General features: G+C 49.0%; 20 protein-coding genes. 18 read left to right on the top strand and 2 right to left on the bottom strand.

Annotated elements, in window-relative coordinates:
* The first annotated feature begins 21 nt into the window (after positions 1 to 21).
* The 9 genes from DESLBE_RS10550 (at position 22) to DESLBE_RS10510 (ending at position 8,046) form a co-directional block, all read left to right on the top strand.
* On the top strand, positions 22 to 486 hold the full coding sequence (locus DESLBE_RS10550; protein ID WP_026184134.1) for a hypothetical protein: 465 nt from the start codon (positions 22 to 24) through the stop codon (positions 484 to 486).
* 59 nt (positions 487 to 545) lie between these two features.
* A complete protein-coding gene (locus DESLBE_RS10545; protein WP_041272617.1) occupies positions 546 to 1,088 on the top strand; it encodes a DUF1697 domain-containing protein in 543 nt (180 codons plus the stop codon).
* A gap of 96 nt (positions 1,089 to 1,184) precedes the next feature.
* Entirely contained in the window at positions 1,185 to 1,814 is a 630-nt protein-coding gene (locus DESLBE_RS10540; protein ID WP_026184133.1) for a DUF3786 domain-containing protein, read from the top strand.
* Positions 1,815 to 1,882: 68 nt separating this feature from the next.
* Positions 1,883 to 2,671 (top strand): alpha/beta hydrolase, encoded by a 789-nt coding sequence (locus tag DESLBE_RS10535; RefSeq protein WP_144676684.1) that lies wholly within the window; start codon positions 1,883 to 1,885, stop codon positions 2,669 to 2,671.
* A gap of 340 nt (positions 2,672 to 3,011) precedes the next feature.
* Entirely contained in the window at positions 3,012 to 4,613 is a 1,602-nt protein-coding gene (locus tag DESLBE_RS10530) for an ABC transporter substrate-binding protein (RefSeq protein ID WP_144676682.1), read from the top strand.
* A gap of 66 nt (positions 4,614 to 4,679) precedes the next feature.
* Positions 4,680 to 5,678 carry an ABC transporter permease gene (locus DESLBE_RS10525; protein ID WP_144676680.1) on the top strand — a complete coding sequence of 333 codons (999 nt, stop codon included), beginning with the start codon at positions 4,680 to 4,682 and terminating at the stop codon, positions 5,676 to 5,678.
* The gene (locus tag DESLBE_RS10520) at positions 5,671 to 6,531 is read left to right on the top strand and encodes an ABC transporter permease (RefSeq protein WP_005808079.1); all 861 of its coding nucleotides are present in this window, start codon (positions 5,671 to 5,673) and stop codon (positions 6,529 to 6,531) included. Before DESLBE_RS10525 ends, DESLBE_RS10520 begins: the two co-directional genes overlap by 8 nt.
* Positions 6,532 to 6,542: 11 nt before the next feature.
* A complete protein-coding gene (locus DESLBE_RS10515) occupies positions 6,543 to 7,454 on the top strand; it encodes an ABC transporter ATP-binding protein (RefSeq protein ID WP_144676678.1) in 912 nt (303 codons plus the stop codon).
* Positions 7,444 to 8,046 (top strand): ATP-binding cassette domain-containing protein, encoded by a 603-nt coding sequence (locus DESLBE_RS10510; RefSeq protein ID WP_144676676.1) that lies wholly within the window; start codon positions 7,444 to 7,446, stop codon positions 8,044 to 8,046. The genes DESLBE_RS10515 and DESLBE_RS10510 overlap by 11 nt, the downstream gene beginning before the upstream one ends.
* 106 nt (positions 8,047 to 8,152) lie before the next feature.
* Here the strand turns inward: DESLBE_RS10510 and DESLBE_RS10505 are convergent, their stop codons facing one another.
* Positions 8,153 to 8,854: a response regulator transcription factor gene (locus DESLBE_RS10505; protein ID WP_058490848.1), complete on the bottom strand. Its 702-nt coding sequence runs from the start codon at positions 8,852 to 8,854 to the stop codon at positions 8,153 to 8,155.
* 17 nt (positions 8,855 to 8,871) lie between these two features.
* Entirely contained in the window at positions 8,872 to 10,551 is a 1,680-nt protein-coding gene (locus tag DESLBE_RS10500; RefSeq protein ID WP_005808085.1) for an ATP-binding protein, read from the bottom strand.
* 259 nt (positions 10,552 to 10,810) lie between these two features.
* On the opposite strand from DESLBE_RS10500, the gene DESLBE_RS10495 reads away from it, so the two are divergent.
* The 9 genes from DESLBE_RS10495 to DESLBE_RS10455 all read left to right on the top strand — a co-directional run bounded on the left by DESLBE_RS10495 (position 10,811) and on the right by DESLBE_RS10455 (position 21,223).
* Positions 10,811 to 11,509 (top strand): molecular chaperone TorD family protein, encoded by a 699-nt coding sequence (locus DESLBE_RS10495; protein ID WP_144676674.1) that lies wholly within the window; start codon positions 10,811 to 10,813, stop codon positions 11,507 to 11,509.
* A 45-nt stretch (positions 11,510 to 11,554) separates the two neighbouring features.
* On the top strand, positions 11,555 to 14,131 hold the full coding sequence (locus DESLBE_RS10490; protein WP_144676672.1) for a molybdopterin-dependent oxidoreductase: 2,577 nt from the start codon (positions 11,555 to 11,557) through the stop codon (positions 14,129 to 14,131).
* 17 nt (positions 14,132 to 14,148) lie between these two features.
* Entirely contained in the window at positions 14,149 to 14,724 is a 576-nt protein-coding gene (locus DESLBE_RS10485) for a 4Fe-4S dicluster domain-containing protein (protein WP_015943344.1), read from the top strand.
* Between the two features lie 2 nt (positions 14,725 to 14,726).
* Complete coding sequence (locus tag DESLBE_RS10480) at positions 14,727 to 15,557, top strand: DmsC/YnfH family molybdoenzyme membrane anchor subunit (RefSeq protein ID WP_011461565.1); 831 nt, start codon at positions 14,727 to 14,729, stop codon at positions 15,555 to 15,557.
* Positions 15,558 to 15,576: 19 nt separating this feature from the next.
* Entirely contained in the window at positions 15,577 to 18,174 is a 2,598-nt protein-coding gene (locus tag DESLBE_RS10475) for a molybdopterin-dependent oxidoreductase (RefSeq protein ID WP_144676670.1), read from the top strand.
* Positions 18,174 to 18,752: a DMSO/selenate family reductase complex B subunit gene (locus DESLBE_RS10470; protein WP_005808099.1), complete on the top strand. Its 579-nt coding sequence runs from the start codon at positions 18,174 to 18,176 to the stop codon at positions 18,750 to 18,752. The genes DESLBE_RS10475 and DESLBE_RS10470 overlap by 1 nt, the downstream gene beginning before the upstream one ends.
* A gap of 2 nt (positions 18,753 to 18,754) precedes the next feature.
* Complete coding sequence (locus tag DESLBE_RS10465) at positions 18,755 to 19,597, top strand: DmsC/YnfH family molybdoenzyme membrane anchor subunit (RefSeq protein WP_005808100.1); 843 nt, start codon at positions 18,755 to 18,757, stop codon at positions 19,595 to 19,597.
* Between the two features lie 219 nt (positions 19,598 to 19,816).
* Entirely contained in the window at positions 19,817 to 20,635 is an 819-nt protein-coding gene (locus DESLBE_RS10460) for a DmsC/YnfH family molybdoenzyme membrane anchor subunit (protein ID WP_243131285.1), read from the top strand.
* 81 nt (positions 20,636 to 20,716) lie between these two features.
* On the top strand, positions 20,717 to 21,223 hold the full coding sequence (locus DESLBE_RS10455) for an iron reductase (RefSeq protein ID WP_005808104.1): 507 nt from the start codon (positions 20,717 to 20,719) through the stop codon (positions 21,221 to 21,223).
* Positions 21,224 to 21,238: the final 15 nt, after the last annotated feature.

Below are 21,238 nucleotides of genomic sequence, written 5' to 3'. Positions count from 1 at the left end.
AGGGAAAAGAGAGTGATAAACATGGGGTTTAAAATTAAAAGAAGGCCTTTTTCCAGCAAGTTATTGATCGTTTTGCACATTATCTTAGGGTTAGGCGCAATTTTTGGCGGGGTGGTTCTCATCATCGATCCCAGCGGCGGGATAATTCAGATGCCGGTCACCATACTGGACGGTTCCATCTTCAGCAGCTTTCTGATCCCCGGCATCATTCTGCTCACCCTGTTAGGGATTTTGCCCTTGCTGGCAGCTTATGGGTTAGTAAGAAATCAGCCTTTGCCAATAGCCAATCGGCTCAACCTGTTTGCCGATAAAGACTGGGCCTGGACCTATTCACTCTATATCGGATTTATTTTAATTATCTTCATTGCGGTCGAAGCTTATATCATTAAAGGCTTTGTCGCCATTCATCTGGGCTATATTTTTTGGGCCTTACTCATTCAGGCCCTCACCTTGCTTCCTTCCGTACAGCGCTATTATACCTTGTAAGAGCAAGGCCTTCTTGGCACAGCATATATTCCTTAATAATGAAATGGGAGAAGTTTTATATGAAGTATATCGCCCTGCTGCGGGGGATCAATGTAGGCGGGAAAAATAAAGTCCCCATGGTGCAATTAAAACAATGCTTTACAAAAGCAGGGTTTCAAAATGTCGTGACCTACATCAATAGCGGGAATGTCATCTTCGATGCTCAAGCCCAGGACCAGATCATGCTTGCTGAAAAATGCAGAGTGATTTTAGAAGAGGAATTTAAATTTCCTATAGATTTAGCATTGATCGATGAAGAGAGCATGCGGGAAGCCTTGGAGCATGCGCCGGCTTGGTGGGGTGAGGACCCTGAGGCCAAACATAATGCCCTGTTTGTGATCCATCCTGCCACAGCTGCAGACATCGTGGCCGAAGTAGGGGCCACCAAACCGGAGTATGAACAAGTATTTGCTTATGGCCCTGTGATATTTTGGTCAGCACAGTTAAAGACCTTTTCCCGCACCCGGTGGTCCAAAATCGTGGGAACCAAGACTTATAAATCCGTTACCATCAGAAATGCCAACACCACAAAAAAGATGTTGGAGCTGACCCTGTCTGATTAATTTTCCAGGATGTCAGGGAGGGCAGGAAGGGGGTTAAGCCTAATTAGTGCGCAGTGGCGTGGAACGAATGATGAGAGTGGAGTGGAGGAGATAAGAATGGAGACGAATTACCGTGTTGCCTACCATAAATTTTGGCAGGACATAAAAAAGAGGGAGCCGGCAGAGATTACAGCGACGCGAGCGGTATCCTATAACGAGGATACCGGGCAGTTTTCAGTGATATTCTTTGCTCAGGAGTACATTGCGGATAGCAATCAGGAGACAGTATACCGTAAAGCGGATGGGCATGCTCCGGATATTATGGATGCCATCATTATTCTTAACTATTTGGCCTATGCCCAGCCGTTGTCGGAAGCAGAGCCCAGGTGGGTGAGCATTAAGGAGATACCGGGAGGGATGATTTTTTATGCCGCTTTTCTTAAAACGGCCATCTCACCCTTGATCAAGGCTTTTGGCCATCAGGCCCAGCTTTTGGACACTGTGGCGGCCTCTTTAGGCGGGCAGCCCGCCCAAATGGGAAGCTCATCGGTGCTGTTTCAGGCCTTCCCGGAAATCCCTGTCTGTGTGGTTATCTGGGAGGGGGACGAAGAGGTTAAAGCCAACGCCACCATCCTTTTTGATCCTTCCATAGAGCCTATGCTGCACAGTGAAAGCATCATCGGGCTTGGTATTTCCTTGGCCAACCGATTAAACAAGAGGGCTGCCAAGGAGAGCAGCAGCAGATAAAACACGAAGGGGGCTCATGGCGGGCCGGTTCCCACAGCAAAGGTTTGGGCAGGAAAGGGTAGAGCACTATGGAAATATTCCTCCAGGAATTTAACGAGGCACAAGACATTAGTATGCTGTTTATCCACGGAGGCGGTTTAAGCGGCTGGATGTGGGATAAGCAGATTAAAGCTCTGAATGACTTCCATTGCCTTGTTCCTGATCTGCCCGGGCATGGGAAGAGCAGGGAGCTTCAGAATTTTTCCATTAAAGAATGTGCCCAACGGATGGCCGCCCTGATCAAAAGCAAAGGGCATCATGGTAAAGCCCATGTGGTGGGACATTCCATCGGCGCCCAAATTCTCCTGCAGCTTTTGGCGGACTCACCGGAGGTAGTTCACACTGGGGTTGTTCATAGTGCATTGGTTCGTTCCCTTTGGGGAGTGTCCAGTCTGATTAAGCCTACCGTAAAACTGACCCTTCCCTTGACCCGGAAAAAATGGTTTGCTAAACTCCAGGCCCAAACCCTGAGCATACCCGCAGAATATTTTCCCAGATATTATGAAGAATCCAAGTCCATATCGGCTGAGACATTGGCAGGATTGCTTAGAGAAAATGCGGCCTTTAAGCTGCCTGAAGGTTTGGAGAATAACCCGGTACCAACCCTTGTTCTGGTAGGGGAGAAGGAAAGAGGGGTAATGATCCGTTCTGCGCAGGATTTAGTATCATTTCTTCCCCATGCTGAAGGCTATATAGTCCAGGGCGCAGGTCATGGTTTTAATTTCGAAGACCCGGTGCTCTACAATGAGATTCTGCAGGCCTGGCTTGCCGAAAGCCGGCTTCCCACAGGCAGCCTTAAACGGATTCTTAAGCCTTAATCAGGATACGGCCAAGGTCATGCTTTTAAATAGTCTGATTTTTTAGAAATCAAAAACTGAATTGTCTTGACAATAAGCGGGACTATAGTATATTCTCTTCTTAAGTGTTGTTAGTTGTTGGTGTCCTTGTTTTTCAAAACCTTATGCAGAGCCGGGAATCAAATAGCAATAGCGGCAGGATGAACCTGCCTTAACACCATGGAGGTCGTTAAATACGTGCTTCATGGTGTTTTTTATTTTTGAGCACTTAACGAAGTATTTTGAGCACTTAACAAAGTAAGGTTAAGAATCCAGGCAGCTTTCTTTAAAACCTGTGGCAAAGAAGTGGAGGATGATTAAGATGAAAAGGTATAATAAAAAGTGGACAGTTTTAGGTATGCTGATCATGAGTCTAGCCCTTGTTCTGGCAGGTTGCGGCGGAAGCAATCCAGCGGTTACCAAAGAAAAGACCAACAAAGATGAACTGGTTATTTATATAGGGTATGGAATGACCAGCGGCGGTTATGATCCCTGCACTGGGTACGGCATCTACGGGGACGGAATTTTTCATAGCAACCTGCTGAAATTCAATGCCCAAATCGAAGCAGAGCCTGATTTGGCTGTCGGCTATACAGTCAGTGACGATGGCTTAACCTATACATATACTCTTCGCGATGATGTGAAATTCTCCGATGGAGAACCTTTGACTGCCGATGATGTGGCCTTTACCTATATGACCGCCAAAGCAAGCGGTTCCAGCGTGGATTTGACAATGCTGGAAAAAGCCGAAGCTAAAGATAAAGTTACCGTTGTCTTTACCCTGAATAAGAAATGGTCGGCCTTTGCCTCCACCACAGCCCTGCTGGGCATTGTTCCGGAGCATGCTTACGGGCCGGGTTACGGGGACAATCCCATCGGGACAGGCCCCTTTAAGGTAGCTCAATTGGATAAAGAGCAGCAGCTCATCGTCGTCCCCAATGATTATTACTATGGAACCAAGCCCGCCTTTAAAAAGATCTCCATTCTGAACCTGGATGAGGAGGCCGCCTTAGCGGCAGCCAAATCAGGAAACCTGGATGTGGTCATGGTCAATCCTGAATATGCCTACGAAGAAGTTCCGGGTATGAGCATGGCGAGGATTAAGACTGTGGATAATCGGGGATTTAATTTGCCCGTCATAGGGGAGACCAAGGATGACAAGGGCAATGTGATCGGCAACAATGTCACCAGTGATTATGCTGTGCGCAAGGCCTTAAACATTGGCATTGACCGGGAAACTATTATCCAAAACGCTCTTAACGGGATCGGAACCCCTGCCTACGGCCGGGTGGATGCTTTGCCTTGGAACAACACCCCCGAATTCGAGGATGGCCGGGTGGAAGAAGCAAAGGCTCTCTTGGCAGAAGCGGGCTGGATCGACACTGATGGAGACGGCATTCGGGAGAAGAATGGAATTAAGGCTGAATTCAAGATTTCCGGAAGAACCGATGATTTACAGCGCTATAATCTGGCTGTGGCGTTGAGCGAAGATGCTAAGAAGCTGGGCATTAATCTTATCGCCGAAGCATTGGCCTGGGCCGACTGTAAAGCCCTGACCCGCACTATACCCACCTGTTGGGGAAGCGGTGACTATAATCCGATCGACCTTTACAATGCTCACTATTCTCAGATGATTGGCGTCGGAACCAGCAATCCTGCCTCCTATGCCAATCCCAAAGTGGATGACTATATCGAGAAAGCCTTGGCGGCAACCAGCATGGCAGAAGCCATAGACTATTGGAAGCTATCCCAGTGGGATGGCGAGACAGGAACCAGCGTCGATTATCCCTTCCTGTGGATTGTCAATATCGACCACACTTATTTTGTACGGGATGGGTTAAGCCTCGGCGAGCAGCGGATTCACCCCCATGGCCATGGAGTGCCGGTTATCGCCAATCTGAATGAGTGGACCTTTGAATCCTGATAAAAGGGTGTCCAGAAAAACGATCCCTGCCATTAGAAAAAAATGAAGAGACTTGAGGAAGCGCAGATGAAACTGAGAAATAAGGTCTTACAGAAGCTAATCGTGCCATCCTTCTTGCGTATGATCACTTTGCTCGTCGCCATGAGTGTGATTGCCTTTGCCTTGGTGATGTCTTCACCGGTTGATCCCATTGATGGGTTTGTAGGTTCAGAGTCCAATGTCTCCCAGGAGCAAAGGGATAATGTAGCCCGTTACTGGGGGCTGGATAAGCCCCCGGCGGAGCGTTTTTTAATCTGGGCAGGGCATGTGCTGCAAGGGGATATGGGGATTTCCAGCACTTATCGCTTGCCGGTCACCCAAGTGATCGGGGAACGGGTGAAAGCATCCTTAGCCTTAATGGGAGTAGCCTGGGTTCTTTCCGGGGTAATGGGCTTTGTCCTTGGCATCCTGGCCGGGGTTAACCGGGGAAGGCTGCTGGATCGCTTCATCAAAACGTTTTGCCTGGCTTTATCTTCAGCTCCGACGTTCTGGATTGGGCTTTTGATTCTGATGGTCTTCGCTGTGAACCTGCAGTGGTTTCCCATTGGTTTAGCGGCTCCCATCGGCAAGCTCGCCTCTGAGGTAACGCTCGGGGAGCGGATACATCACCTGATTTTGCCCGCTTTTACACTAAGCATCGTGGGAGTAGCCAATATTGCCCTGCATACCCGGCAGAAAATGATCGATGTGCTGGAGTCGGAGTATGTGCTCTTTGCCAGAGCAAGGGGAGAGTCCACCTACAGCATTGTTAAGCGGCACGGCATTCGCAATATTATGCTGCCGGCGATTACCCTGCAGTTTGCCTCTTTCAGTGAATTATTCGGGGGCTCTGTCTTGGCAGAGCAGGTCTTTACCTATCCAGGTCTGGGCAATGCCGTGACTCAGGCAGGACTGCGCGGCGATGTGCCCCTGTTTTTGGGAATTGCTTTGTTCAGTGCCGTCTTCGTCTTCACAGGGAATTTAATGGCCAACCTTATCTATGGTATCGTTGATCCCCACATAAAGGAGGCTAACCCCCATGGATAACTACACAATGACAGCTGAATTGACAAGGAATGGGGGCTTCAACCGGCGAACCAAGACCTTTTTGATGTTGGGTTTTTGCGCAGCAGTATTGATCGCCATCACGGTGGTGGGTGTGACGATGGGTCCGGAAGCCTATGCGCCGGACTATGGGGCCAAAAAGCTGGCACCCTCGGCAGCTCATTGGTTTGGCACCGATTATCTGGGACGGGATATGTTTGCCCGGACGATTAAGGGTTTGTCCACCAGCATTCTGGTTGGCCTGTTAGCGGCCACGGTCAGCGCGGTCATCGCTTTGGTCCTGGGCATCGTGGCGGCCACAGCCGGCGGCAAGGTGGATCAATGCATTAGCTGGCTTGTGGATTTGTGCATGGGAATTCCCCATATCGTCTTGCTGATGCTGGTATCCTTTATGCTGGGGAGGGGGCTTCAGGGAGTGATTATTGCCGTAGCCGTAACTCACTGGCCGGCTCTAACCCGGGTGGTGCGGGCTGAAGTCCTCCAGATCCGCCATGCCCACTATGTCCAGGCCGCCCAAAAACTAGGCAAGAGCAGCTGGACCATTGCCAAAGATCATATTGCCCCCCATGTTTTCCCGCAATTCGTGATCGGACTGATTTTGCTTTTTCCCCACGCTATTCTTCATGAAGCGGCCATTACCTTTTTAGGTTATGGACTGCCTCTCGATATGCCGGCGGTAGGGGTCATACTTTCTGAAGCTATGAAACACCTGGCCACAGGGATGTGGTGGCTGGCGTTCTTCCCGGGCGTGATGCTCTTGCTCATCGTCATGATGTTTGAAGCCATCGGGGAAAGCCTGAGACGGCTGATCGATCCCTATAGTGCTCAAGAATAGGAGGGATAGGTATGAGTCTTCTCGAAGTGAATAATCTGTCCGTTAAATTCCGGATGTATGAAAAAGGGCTCAGACAGCGGGAGCTGGAGGTCATAACCCATCTGGATGTCAGCATCCATAAGGGAGAGATTTTAGCGGTCGTCGGCTCCAGCGGTTCAGGCAAGAGTCTGCTGGCCCATGCTATCTTAGGAATTCTCCCTGCCAATGCCACCATGGCGGGTACCCTGAAGTATGAGGGAGAGCTCCTCACCCCCCAACGCCAGAAAAAGTTGCGCGGTCATGAGATCGCCCTGGTTCCCCAATCCGTATCCTACCTTGATCCCCTTATGCGGGTTGCTAAGCAGGTCCGCGGTGAGCAAGGGACCCAGGAGCAGCAGCGGAAAGCTTTTGCCCGCTTTGCCCTCCAAGAGGAGGTCGGTCAAAAATTCCCCTTTCAGCTTTCCGGCGGGATGGCCCGCCGGGTCTTGGTTGCCACCGCAGTGCTCGGTGATGCCAAGCTGATCATAGCCGATGAGCCGACCCCCGGACTCAATCCGGAAATCGCCGAGGAGACTATGCGGATTTTTCGTGAACTGGCCGACCAGGGCTGTGGTGTGATGCTCATTACTCATGATATCGACTTGGCTTTAAAATACGCGGATCGGATTGCCGTCTTCTATGCGGGTACCACCGTGGAGGTCACACCGGTTGAGAATTTCCTGGGGGGTGAAGAGGCCTTGCGTCATCCCTATAGCCGGGCTTTATGGCAGGCTCTTCCCCAAAACGGTTTTCATCCTATTGCCGGTTCCCAGCCTTATGCAGGAAGCATCCTCACAGGCTGCCGGTTTGCTCCCCGCTGTGCACAGATCAGCCGGGAATGTGCCGGGGAAGTACCGATGCGCAGAGTGGGAGATTGCGAAGTGAGGTGTGTCCATGCTTCTTGAGGGAAAAAATATTTGCTTCCGCTATGGCCAGGAACCTTGGCTTCTTCAGGATATCAATCTTCAGCTTGAAGAAGGGGAGAGGGTGGGACTGATTGGGCCTTCCGGGTGTGGCAAAAGCACCCTTGCCAAAATCCTCTCCGGTTATCTTAAACCAATCCGGGGAGAGGTATTGCTGGCCGGCAAGCCTTTACCAGAAAAGGGCTATTGTCCGGTTCAACTCATCTATCAGCACCCTGAAAAAGCCCTCAATCCCCGCTGGAAGCTGGGAGCCTCCCTGGCGGAGGGGTGGGAGCCTGATGACCAAACCCTTGAGGAACTGGGAATCGAGAAGGAATGGCTGAAACGCTATCCCAACGAGCTTTCAGGAGGAGAATTGCAGCGCTTCTGTATCGCCCGGGTCCTGGGTCACCCGACCCGCTTTATCCTCGCCGATGAAATAAGCACCATGCTGGATGTGATCACTCAGGCCCAGATTTGGGATGTGTTGCTGAAGATCATCAAAGAGCGCAATATGGGGTTGTTGACCGTCACCCATAACCGCGCTCTTGCTGAAAAAATTTGCACACGTCTTATTCATTTTGAAGATCTCTGAACTGCTCTTTCAGTTGAGGATTGTATATATTGGGGTCCTCTCTGTTAGAGGGCAATAAAAGACCGAGGCCATAGGTGCCTCGGTTTTCGTTAACCCCTTTTAGCCTTTAACCCGCAAATTTGTAGCCCACACCCCAGACGGTCAGGATGTATTCCGGCCGGCCGGGGTCCAGTTCGACTTTTTCCCTGACTTTGCGGATAAACACAGTGATGGTGCCGGAGTCCCCTAAATACTTTTCCCCCCACAGATTGTCAAAAAGCTGCTGACGGGTAAACACCTGACCGGGATGATTGGCCATAAAGGAGAGAAGTTCGAACTCCTTGGAAGTGAGGTCCACCTTTTTGCCGCGGACGATCACCTCGAAGGTTTTATTATTAATCTCTAAATCCTTAAAGATTAAACGATCTTTATCTTCAGCCGAATTCTCATTGGAAAGGCGAAAAGCTCTGCGGAACATGGCTTTCATCCGCAAGGCCAGCTCAATGGGGCTGAAGGGCTTGGTCATATAATCGTCAGCCCCCATATTGAAGCCGACACTTTTATCCACGATATCCCCTTTGGCAGACAGAAGGATGATCGGGACCGCACTTTCCTGACGAATTCTCCGGCACACTTCAAACCCATCTAATTCCGGCAGCATCACATCCAAAATGATCAGATCCGGGTTCTCCTGGGCAAACATTTGTAAAGCCTTTTCCCCGTCGGATGCATAGCAAAAGTCATAGCCTTCTTTTTGGGCAAGATGGGCAACGACTTTGCGGATGCTGTCCTCATCGTCCACTAACATTATCTTGAGTTGCTTTTCCATGGTTTCCCTCCGCTCTCTTATTCTAAATTTTGAACAGGAATACCCACGATAAAGCTGCTTCCACCGCCGAGTTGGCTTTTTACCTTGATCCACCCCTGATGCAGTTCAACCAATTCTTTGGCCAGAGAGAGTCCTAATCCGGTACCCCCATATTTACGAGAAGCGGAGCCGTCTGCTTGGGTAAATTTTTCGAAAATATATTTTTGATCCTCCTCTTTGATCCCAATACCATTATCACTGACCTGGAGAATGATTTCATTTGTGGCAGAACTGTATTCAACAAGAATCTCAATTCTTCCTCCCGGGTCGGTGAATTTAACCGCATTGCCGGCCAGGTTCTCAATGATGCGGCGAATCTTTTCCGGATCGGCCTTGGTTAAGGGGACATGGGAGTCCACATGAACACTCAAATCGATGTCTTTGCTTTTCGCTAAAGGCGTGATCACGCTTTCCACCAAGGCGATAATATCCTGCATATCGACGATTTCCAGATTCAATTGGGCCTTGCCGGCTTCAATTTTTGCCAGATCCAGAATGTTGTTGATCAGCCGGAGCAGGATTTGGCTGTTGGTCTGTATCTCCTCAAGAATATGGAGCTTATTTTCCTCTTTGGGCGGTAAATCCACCAACAGCAGTTCGGTAAAGGCAATAATGGAAGTGAGTGGAGTTCGCAGCTCGTGGCTCATGACAGCCAAAAATTCCGATTTATAAATATTGGTCTCGTTAAGGCGCAGGTTCATTTGCTCCAGTTCATATTGATGCTGCTTTAAGATGGAGTTGGCTCTTTCTAATTCATCTGTCCGCTGCTCCACTTTTAATTCCAGGTTGCTGTAGAGGTCCTTCAATTGTTCCGTCATATTTTGAAAATGGTTGGTCAGCCTGCGGATTTCACCTCTGGCCCTTAAGTCTTTGAGATTAACATCCCATTGGCCCGCACCTACCTTGGAGACGGCCTGCTCCAATTCCCCCAGGGAACTGGTCACCATTTTGGTCACCAACAGGTAAATGCAGGTGATGCATACCAAAATAAGCACAAAGGAAAAGAAAGCATTGCTCCTTTGACTGCCATGCATGTTCTCCAGATAAAGATCCATGGGCATGGTCAAACTCAGGGCTCCCGCAAAATCCCCAATTTGCAAACCTTCTTTAGCATAGCCGGAGATATCGATTTCACCTTTGGGTTCTCCATGACAATCCAAACAGAACTTATCAATGATCAGAGGAGTCATATAGCGGAAAACAGGTTTGCCATTCATATCCTCGATGGCCCAATACTCAGTTGTGGTTGGAAATTTCTTGAGGTGGATGACCCCCAGAATCTCAAATTCATCCGGTGAATTCAAGATGTTACGATAATTAACATTGGTAGGTTTTAATTTATAATCTGTTTCTGCGGCCAGCATGGCGCCTACCCCCATGGCCACTGTAGAGCAACTGAGAAATTTATATTCTAAATTGCCGTCAAGATCATAATTGATCTTACGTTGGTTGATAGCCATAAACTCCCAAAGAGCTTTTTGCTGCTGGGTGATAATTTGAGCTTTCTCAAGCATCTCGCGCTCAGCTTGCTTCATCTCCTGATGATAATCCCAAAAGTATTTAGCACCCATAACCATAATAATGACAATCACAGTTGCCAGCATAAAGCTGAAGGTTAAATTATCAGTAGTCCTGATTCTTTTCTTTATGCCGTTCATAGTTCAACACCTTTTGTCCTTCATTAATCCTTGTGAAGACTATCTTGAAATTAAAAAAGATAATGCTCATCATAAAAAATTAGGGTCTACAAAAGTTTATCATATCAGCCGGTGTTTTGTAAGAGCTTAAAGGTAATGTAAATACTGGTTTAAAAAATAGTTTGTGAAAAATAATATCGTATTAAGATTTTGTTAATATTTACAGGTTGAGAATTAATATTTATGTGATAAACTACACAAAAGAGTAATGAGGTGTTTAATGATGAAAACAGCCCCAAATGATGGTATTGCAATAGTGTTTGCTAATCGTCATTACCTCTATGGATTGTTGCAGCACATCTTTGGCAATGAGCCCAGCAGCCCCTTGTTTGATGCTGTCACCAGTGATCACACCCGGGATGCCCTGGGATTATGGCTTGATGAAGAAAGTGATTTAAGTGACTATCTAAGCTTGTTGGCCGAAGTGAAAGCCGCTCTGGCTAAAGACCGAGAAACGACACTAGAACGCTTAAAAGGTGAATATACCGCTTTATTTATTGGTCCTGATAAGCTGCCCGCCCCTCCCTGGGAATCAGTATACCGCAGTGAGGAGAGAATCATTTTCCAGGAAAGCACCTTAAAAGTACGCCGGGCTTATCTGGAATATGAATTCCTGCCCGCCAATTACCCCCATGAGGCAGACGATCATCTGGCCATGGAGTTGGACTTTATGGCTCATTTGAGCAAGATGACCTTGGAACGCTTCGAGGAAGAAGAGTACGCGGAGGTCAGCAGACTCTTATCCAGCCAAAAGGAGTTCCTGGAGGAGCATCTGTTGGCTTGGATTACGGATTTTTCCCGGGAGATTCAAAACGCCAAGACTCATTATTTTTATCCCCGGTTGGCTGTTCTGACCGAGCAGATATTGCAAGTGGACAAGGCTGTTATACAGGAGGTGATGGCTTCCCTGGGGATCTAAGCACTAAAGTATCAAGGTACCAAGTTAAGGAGGTAAAGAAAAGGAATGGTAAATTTATTAGATAAGATTAATGAATTGAATCTAAGCCGCAGAAGCTTTCTTAAAGCCAGCACCGCCGCCGCTGCCGCCCTTTCTTTGGGAGGCTGCGCCAACACTCTGACCACGGCCAGCCCTGATCAAATGGCCAATCAGGAAGGTGAGTGGAGAACGGCAGCCTGTTGGCATAACTGTGGCAGCCGATGTTTGAACAAGGCTTTGGTGGTTGACGGCGTGGTGGTTCGTCAAAAAACAGACGATACCCACCCGGACAGTCCGGACTTTCCCCAGCAAAGAGCTTGTCTCCGCGGGCGTTCCCAAAGACAACAGGTTTTTGGCGCCGACCGTTTGAAATACCCCATGCGCAGGAAGAATTGGGCGCCTGGCGGCGGACAGAAAGAGCTGCGCGGACAGGATGAATGGGTGCGAATCTCTTGGGAAGAAGCCTTTGAGTCCATTGCCGGTGAGCTGAAAAGAATTAAAGAAGAGCATGGCAATCGTGCTATCTTTGCCGACGGCGGAGATGCTTCTAAAACACTGGCTCTGTTTGGAGGCTATGTAAGTAACTGGGGCACCACATCCCGGGGAACCTGGCATGGAACCAATGGCCCTGTGGGTATTGGACCTTCCGCTGTTGAAGGTATCAATGACCGGATTGATATGCGGAACTGCGAAACCGTGATTATGTTCAGCATGAATCCGGCGTGGAGCTCGGCAGGCAACCCAGCCTACAATTTCATGCAGGTTAAAAAGGCCGGTGCGGAGTTCATTGCCGTAGACCCATACTACAATGATACCTATGCCTTACTGGAAGCGGATTGGATTCCCTCACGCCCTTCGGAAGATACCGCCCTGCTTCTGGGAGTGGCCCATACTCTGATTGTTGAAGATGATCCTGCTACCAATCCCCTGATTGACTGGGAGTACCTGAAGAATAATACCATCGGCTTTGATGCCGGCAGCATGCCGGAAGGCACCGATCCTAAGGATAATTTCAAAGATTATGTCCTGGGAACCTATGACGGCACACCTAAAAATGCCGAATGGGCCTCTGAAATCTGTGGAGTGGAACCCCAGCGCATTCGTTATCTGGCCAGAGCCATGAGTAAGAACAAAAAAGTGGCTATTATCTTTGGCTGGGCGTCAGCAAGAACTCAGAATGCCGATAGCCTTCCCCAACTGGTGATGACCATCGGAGCCATGACCGGGCATATGGGAAAATCCGGGCATATGTGCGGAGTAAGCTGCCACACCGGCTCCAGCAATGGCGGACCGGGCTTGGTGAGCGCAGGTAAAGATGGACTGCCTTCCGTGGAGAATCCTGTGGACGACAGCCTCAACCATACGGAAATGTGGCGGGCCATCGTCGACGGAAAGTATAATTTTACAGGTCAAATGAAGTGGAAAAAGGGAGAAATGCGCGACATTGACATCCGCGCTATTTACCACGATACCAGTGCCCGTCTGCAAACTGCCGACGGTATGACCAAAGGGATCGAAGCCCACCGTAAGGTGGAGCTGGTGGTAAGCCATGCTCAATTCTTAACCACCAACGCTAAGTATTCAGACTTTGTGCTGCCTCTGACTACAGAATGGGAAAAACTTGGCGGGTTTGTCACCGGCAACCGGGAAATTTTGATTATGTATTCCCAAATTACCGAAAAAATGTACGAATGTGAAAGCGATCAATGGATAGCCAAGGAATTGGGAAAACGTTTAGGGGTAGATGTCAGCAAAGCCTTCCCCTTTGACGAAAAACAGCAACTCTTTAATATGATTGCGGGAAGCAAAGTGACCTTGCCCGATGGCAAGACAAAAGCTCCTCTGGTTACCATCACGGCCGCCGATATTGCCGAATGGGGAGTGGAAGGTGAGCCCCAGGAAGGTCAAATTACTCTTAAAGAATTTAAAGAGCAAGGCCTCTATCAGGTCGAAAGAAAACCGGGAGATAATTACGGCTTTATCGCTTATAAGAAATTCAGAGATGATCCGGCAGCCAATCCGCTGGCCACCGAAAGCGGCAAGATGGAGATTTATTCCCGTGCTCTTGCCCAGAGAATCAACAATATGGGCTATAGCAAGATCGAGCCGATTCCCACCTATATTCCACCGGTTGAAGGCTATCAGGCCACTTTCAGTGATTGGAAGAGCAAGGCCAAAGGAGACTATCCTTTCCAAGTGATTAATCCTCACTATCTGCGCCGCTCCCACTCCGTCTTTGATAATGTCCAATGGCTCAGAGAAACCTGGCCTAATCCTGTCTTCATCAATGCTCAGGATGCCAAAGCTAAAGGGATCATGGATGGAGATACCGTCTTGTTAACCAGCCAACATGGCAAGGTCCTGCGCACTGCTTTGGTTACCGAGCGCTTTATGCCGGGTGTCATCGGCTTGCCTCATGGTTCTTGGGTGGACATGGACGAAAAAACCGGTATTGATAAAGGCGGAGCAGACAACATTCTCTGCGGTCCGGTATCTACGGGACAAGGTGCTTCCGGCTGGAATACCTGTATCGTTCAGCTTGAGAAATATGCTGGAGCTTCATTAATCCCGGATGTAGAAAAACCCCAACGGATCATTTTTTAGAAGGGAGCGTGCAGTAAATGGGTTATTTGGGATTCTATTTTGATATGACGGCCTGTATTGGCTGCAGAACCTGTCAGATTGCCTGTAAAGATAAAAATGATTTGAAAGTAGGCACCATCTTCAGGCAAGCCAGAACCTACGAAGTAGGGGTTTATCCGGCTCCCGGGGCCTACCACTATTCAGGAAGCTGCAACCATTGCGCTCAGCCTAAATGTGTGGAAGGATGTCCTACCGGGGCCATGCATGTAGCTGAAGACGGCACTGTTCAGCATGACAGAGGCAAATGTATTGGCTGCAGGTACTGTACCTGGGCTTGCCCCTATGGGGTGCCTCAATTCATCAAAGATTTGGGGAAAGTAGGAAAATGTGACGGTTGCAAGGACTTGCGCGATGAAGGCAAAAACCCCGTCTGTGTGGATGCCTGCCCGATGCGGGCCCTGGAGTGGGGAGATACGGATGAATTGAAGGCTAAACACGGTGACACCACCAGTGAATTGGCAATTCTGCCTGAAGCGTCCCGGACGAAGCCGTCCCTGGTGATCAAGGCGAAAAGAATTGCTGCTCAAAAAGACTTCAGGTATAAGGAGGTTTAAGTATGGGTGAAAGCGCTTTACTGGTATTTTCCTTTTTCATGCAGGCCTCTATCGGAATTATGCTATTTATGACCCTTGGCAAGATCCTCCACGCTGATCAAGAGTTTAAGAAAGCGGCCTATCTGGCCGCCGGTTTAAGCATCATCGGCGTAATTGCTTCCCTGGCTCACTTAGGGAAACCACTGGCTGCCCTGAATTCTCTTCTCAATGTGGGAAGTTCCTGGCTGAGCAGAGAAGTCCTGTTTAGCGGTGTATTTATGGGCATCGCCGTGCTTTATGCTCTGGTCCAATATCTCAAGGTGGAGAATCAAGGGATTAAAGCAGCGCTCAGATGGGCTGGCAGCGGGATTGGCTTAATCGCCGTATTCTCCATGGCGAAACTTTATTCCACTGCTTCGGTTCCCGTTTGGCAGGGGGCCAATACCTTTGCTGATTTTTATGGAACAACCCTTGCCGTCGGCGCCTTGCTTTTCCTGGCCTTAAGTTTTAAAGAATTACAGGGTAAGGATAAAAAGATCCTTGGTTTGATCGTCCTGGCCGCCGTCGTCATTCAAGCTGCCGTAGCGGTACCCTATGGGATTAACCTGGGTCTTGGCGGGTCGGCCGCCCATGCCAGCGCCGAAATCCTCAATGGCTTGAGTGCAGCGGTTGGCTTAAAATGGCTCCTTGTTCTTGGCGGAGCAGGAATTTTGCTTTGGCCCACTCTTCAGCAGGAAGCGAAGTCAGCCACAGGGATGATTTATCTGGCCGGTATAGCTTTGGTCTGTGGTCAGTTTATTGGCCGGTATATTTTTTACGCCGCCATGGTCGTTACCAACATTGGACTAATTTAAAAGGAGGCTACTCATACTCATGACAAAGTTCTTTGATAAGATCAATGAAATGACAATCAGCCGCAGAAACTTCATCAAAGCCAGTACCGCTGCTGCTGCCAGCTTATCTTTAGTGGGCTGTGGCAATACTCTGACCACCACCAATGCGGGTCAGGCTGCCAATGAAGAAGGAACATGGATTACGGCGGCTTGCTGGCATAACTGCGGCGGACGCTGCCTGAACAAGGCCTTGGTGGTGGACGGCGTCGTTGTCCGTCAAAAAACCGATGACACCCATCCGGACAGCCCGGATTACCCACAACAAAGGGGCTGCGCCAGAGGGAGATCCCAGCGCCAGCAGATTTTTGGTGCCGATCGCTTAAGATACCCCATGAAACGCAAAAATTGGAACCCAGAGGACGGCGGCAAAAGAGAGCTCCGGGGTAAAGATGAGTGGGTAAGAATTTCCTGGGAAGAAGCCCTGGATCATGTCGCCGCCGAATTAAAACGTGTCAAAGAAACCTATGGCAATAAAGCCATTCTCGCTAAAAGCACGGGTCCGGCTCTTAATGCTTACGGCGGAGCTATGACCTACTGGGGTTGTACTTCAGATGGAGCATGGCCAAAACCTCAGCAATTTATGAACGGCGGCCGTTCCAGAGGCTCCAACGACCGCTTGGATCTGAGAAACTCCAAACTCATTGTCTTGTGGGGAGCTAATCCCGTATGGAGCAGTGGCGGTAATCCTGCCTACAATTTTAAACAGGCCAAAGAAGCAGGGGCCAAATTCATTATTGTCGATCCACTCTATAACGACACAGCCCAGCTCCTTGCCGATCAGTGGATTCCGGTAAGACCCGGAACAGATACAGCTTTATTGTTGGGAATGGCCCATTATATGATCACCAATAACCTCCATGATCAGGAATTCCTCGATAAATACTGCGTGGGCTTTGATGCCGAGCATATGCCGGAAGGTGCCGATCCGAAAGAGAACTTTAAAGATTATGTTCTGGGAACCTATGACGGCACACCCAAAACTCCGGAATGGGCTTCCGAGCATTGCGGAACCGATCCGGATCTGATTCGCTCTTTCGCTCATGAGGTTGCCGTGACGAAACCCATGACCTTCACCAGTTCCTCGGCAGCGGCCAGAACCTCCGTAGGGGAACAATTCTGCCAGGCCTTCCTGACCGTGGGCTGGATGACCGGAAATGTAGGGAAACCAGGGGCCAGTGTCTGCTCCAATAACCGTCATAATACCCAAAGCTATGGCGGGCCGGCTCTTGTCAAAGCAGGAACTGCCGGCGGCAAATCTCCGGCTAATCCCATTTATAAAGAACCGACCTTCCCCGGACCGGATCCCTTTAAAACAGACTGGCATGGCATCGTTATCGACGAAGCCTGGGACGCGGTGATCAATGGGGAGTACACTGCAGGAGTGAGAGGCAAACAGCCCTGCGATATCCGCATGATTTGGAATATCGGCTCGGGCAATGTGCTCAATCAGAATACCGATATCATGAAAGGAATCGAAGCCTTCCGCAAAGTTGAATTTGTGGTAACATCGGCCCATTTCCTTACCGCCACGGCCCAATATGCAGATATCGTGCTTCCGGCTACCACCGAGTGGGAAAGACTGGGCGGTTTCTTAACGGGCAACCCGGAAATGATCATCTTCTACAGTCAAATCACCCAACCCATGTTTGAGGCCAAAGATGATGATTGGATGTATGCCGAGATCGGCAAGCGGCTGGGCTTGGATCCTGCTGATTTTGATCCCCTTTCCCCTGAGCAGAAGCTCTTCAATATGGTGGCCGGCTGCACCGTGATGAAGGAAGACGGCTCAGGCTATGAGAAGCTGGTGACCATTACCGCTGAGGATATTGCCGCCCTGGGAGTGAAAGGAACTCCCCAGGAAGGCCGCATCAGCTATCAAGAATTTAAGGAACAAGGAGTCTATCAGGTGCCCCGTTCCCCTGGAGACCAATACACCTATATTGACTATCAAGACTTCATTGAGGACCCTGAAAAGAACCCGCTGGGCACCGAAAGCGGCAAATTCCAAATCCACAGCCAAGGTTTAGCCGATACGATCAATGCTTATGGTTGGAACACCTTAGCTCCCATCCCTAAGTATCAATATGTTACTGAAGGTTATGAAGAGACCTTCGCCAACTTTGAGAAGAAAGAGAAGAGCGGCTATCCGCTCCAGCTCACCACGATCCACTATGCACGCCGCAGCCATTCCACCTTGGATAATATCTCCTGGCTCAGAGAGGCGTTCCAAAACAGACTCTATATTCATCCCGCCGATGCTGCCGCCAGAGGAATCGCTAAGAATGATATCGTGAAAATCAGCAGCCGCCATGGCCAAGTGATCCGGCCTGTGTATATCACAGAGAGAATCATGCCGGGAACCCTTACTTTAGGTCAGGGCGCTTGGGCGGAAGTGGACGATGAAACCGGTATCTGCAAGGCTGGCGCCACCAATGTACTGAATGGAGGACTTCCTACCGGACAAGGGGTGCAGGCATACAACACATGTAATGTTCAAGTCGAGAAGTATGACAGCAAATTGGAAACCGACTATTTATGGCCCAAACGGATTGTTGCTGCACAAGGGGGGAATAAATAATGGCGCAATATGGATTCTACTTTGATATGACCGCTTGTGGCGGATGCAAAACCTGCCAAATTGCTTGTAACGATCGCAATGACCTGAAGCCCGGAACTTTGTTCAGAAGAGTTAAAGGCTTTGAAGGCGGGAAATTCCCCACGCCTTGGATTTACTACCTTTCCATCACCTGCAACCACTGCAAAGAGCCTAAATGTGTGGAAGGCTGCCCAACTCAGGCTATGCATAAGCTGGAGAATGGGATTGTCGCCCACGATAAAAGCAAATGCATCGGCTGCCGTTACTGCACTTGGAGCTGCCCTTATGGGGTTCCTCAATTTATCGAAGAAACCGGCCAGGTCAGCAAATGCGATATGTGCCAAAACCTAGTGGAAAAAGGGGAGAACCCTGCCTGCGTCGATGCCTGCACCATGAGAGCTATCAAATGGGGAGAGCTTGACGAACTGCGGGCAAAATATGGGGCGGATGCCGTAAGTGACTTGCCGGTGCTGCCCAGCTCTGCCAAAACAACCCCCTCCGTTCTGATCAAACCCAAAACGGTTGCTCTCAATAAAGAATTTATAGTGAAGGAGGACTGATCATGGGAGGAGAAACAGCGTTATTGATTTTTTCCTTTTGCATGCAGGCCGCGATCGGAATCATGTTTTTCATGACTCTAAGTCATCAGCTGTATAAAGGAAAAGTCTTCAAAGGTGCAGCGGCAACAGCCGCCGGATTAAGTGTCATTGGTGTCCTGGCTTCTTTGGCCCATCTGGGCCAACCGTTTCACGCCCTGAACTCCCTGTTCAATCTGGGCAGCTCATGGCTGAGCCGGGAAGTGCTCTTTAGCGGAATGTTCATGGGTGTTGCCGTCCTCTATGCCCTGGTCCAATGGTTTAAAGCGGATGCTTCCGCTTTAAGCGCCGGACTGCGGTGGCTGGGCAGCGGTATCGGTCTGATTGCCGTATTTTCCATGAGCAAGCTCTACACCACCGCTTCCGTACCGGTCTGGCAGGGGATCAATACTTTCGTGGACTTCTATGCCACAGCCATTGCTGTGGGTGCCCTTTTGTTCCTCGTCGTAAGCATGAAAGAACTGCAAAATGTCGATAAAAAGATCTTCGGTTATCTGGTTTTGGCTGCGGTGATTATTCAAGCCGCAGTGGCCATACCTTATGCCATCAACTTAGGCCTGGGAGGACCGGCTGCTCAAGCCAGTGCGGCAATCCTCGGCGGTATGAGTTTGATCATTACAGTGAAATGGATTCTTGTTCTGGGCGGAGCCGTAATTCTGCTCTGGCCTACTCTGCAAAAATCCGCCAAGCCTGAGACCCAATCCTCCAGCCTGCTTTACGCTTCCTTAGCCGCCCTGATCTGTGGACAATTTATCGGCCGCTATGTGTTTTATGCAGGGATGGTTGCGTCAACGATTGGGCTGACCTAATCAACGACTCCCCTAATTACCCCGATTAGTACAATACCTTATTTAAATCCTGCTTTCTTCAGTCTTAGAAAGCAGGATTCTTTTTCTATAACACTTTCTTTAGCATTGGCTACAAATATTTCCTGGTTTTTTTGTATATTTCTCTATTGGCAATCATGTTAAACTACTGACATATATACTCTGCAATAAGGCTTATAAACTGGAATGAGGTGGATGAGAATGTATAGCGGTGAATGGTCTTTAATTCTTTTCAGTATTCTGACTCAATGTGCGGTAGGGATCTGGGTCGTTGCCGTAGGGCTGAGAACCTTTCTGACCGGCAAAACAGAACCTGAGATTGTAGCTAAACTAACCCGGCGCCCTCTTTTGGTGGTAGGTCCTCTCATGTGTGTCGCCTTAGTGATCTCCATATTTCACCTTGGTTCACCCACACAGGCTTATGCATCGGTAGCTAATTTGCTTACGTCATGGCTGAGCCGTGAGATTGTCTTCAGCGGGTTGTTTTTATTCTTCTGGGTGATCTCCGTTGTCTTCTACCGGCGGGAGGCGCCGGGCATGGCTTTAGGATGGTTCACTTCCGCCCTGGGGCTGATTGCCGTATTCAGTATGTCCAGTATCTATTACACGACACCTATCCCTGCTTGGGCCTCTGCCAATACCTACATTAGTTTTTTCGCCACCATGCTTATTCTGGGAGCCGTCGTCTGCGCCTTATTTATGGAGACCGTCAGGGATTTTCCGAATTATCAGGAGGTAAGAGGTTTACTTTGGAAGCTGTCACTCCTTACCCTGGGAGTATTGCTGGTTCAGTTGGCTTTCTTCCTTTTCAACTCCGAGTCATACTCTTTGCTGCCCCTGCTTTACTGTACACTTTTGTTTCTGGGCGGAATCAACTTTGTGGTGTATAGCTTTCAAAACTTTAAAAACCCAGGCAAAAGCTTGCGCTCCGTTTTTTATCTCAGCTTCATCCTGCTCTTCAGCGCCCAAATAATCGGACGCTACCTGTTTTACGCCGGTGCCATACCCATCATGGGATGAAGGCACTTTGGTCAATTTTTTCCACTAACCATCTTTAAACATTCCTGAAAATAGTTTAAGATTTAAGAATGAGGTGATTGAGTGCTATTCCTTAACCGCTTTACCAAAACCTATCAAAAGCTGCTTTTTGCCTTGGGCCTGTCCATCGTATTCCTGCTCATCACGGCGGTGACCCGAAGCACTGTTAAACAAGCCGGAGGAATAGCCTGCTTCTTTATCGCGGGCATCTTGATCCTGGCGGTGTTTAAGGTTCTCTTCCTGGAATTTGTGGAAGATCCGGATTGGCGTATGAAAGGCAAGAAAGTCATAGAATTTCTGCATACCTGCTTGGGGTGGATTGTTTTTGTCCTGGTGATCTATCATAGTTTGTACTTCTTATCTTTAGCTTTTTGGCCGCAAAATGAAATTTCCCCCAATTACTACATCACCGGCGTCCTGGCTTTGATTCCCATGAGCTTGGTTGTGACCTCAGGCTTGGATAAAAACATCATGGCCAAAAGCAAAGAGATCAAATCCTCCTATTTTAACCATATTTTTATGACCATTCTCCTGGCGGTGCTGATCGTTATCCATATCAATTTCCAATAAGCAGAGTTTAAGTTT

It is taken from the genome of Desulfitobacterium sp. LBE (genome assembly GCF_007830365.1).
GTDB lineage: Bacteria > Bacillota > Desulfitobacteriia > Desulfitobacteriales > Desulfitobacteriaceae > Desulfitobacterium > Desulfitobacterium hafniense.
This window is presented reverse-complemented; position numbering and strand designations above follow the sequence as displayed.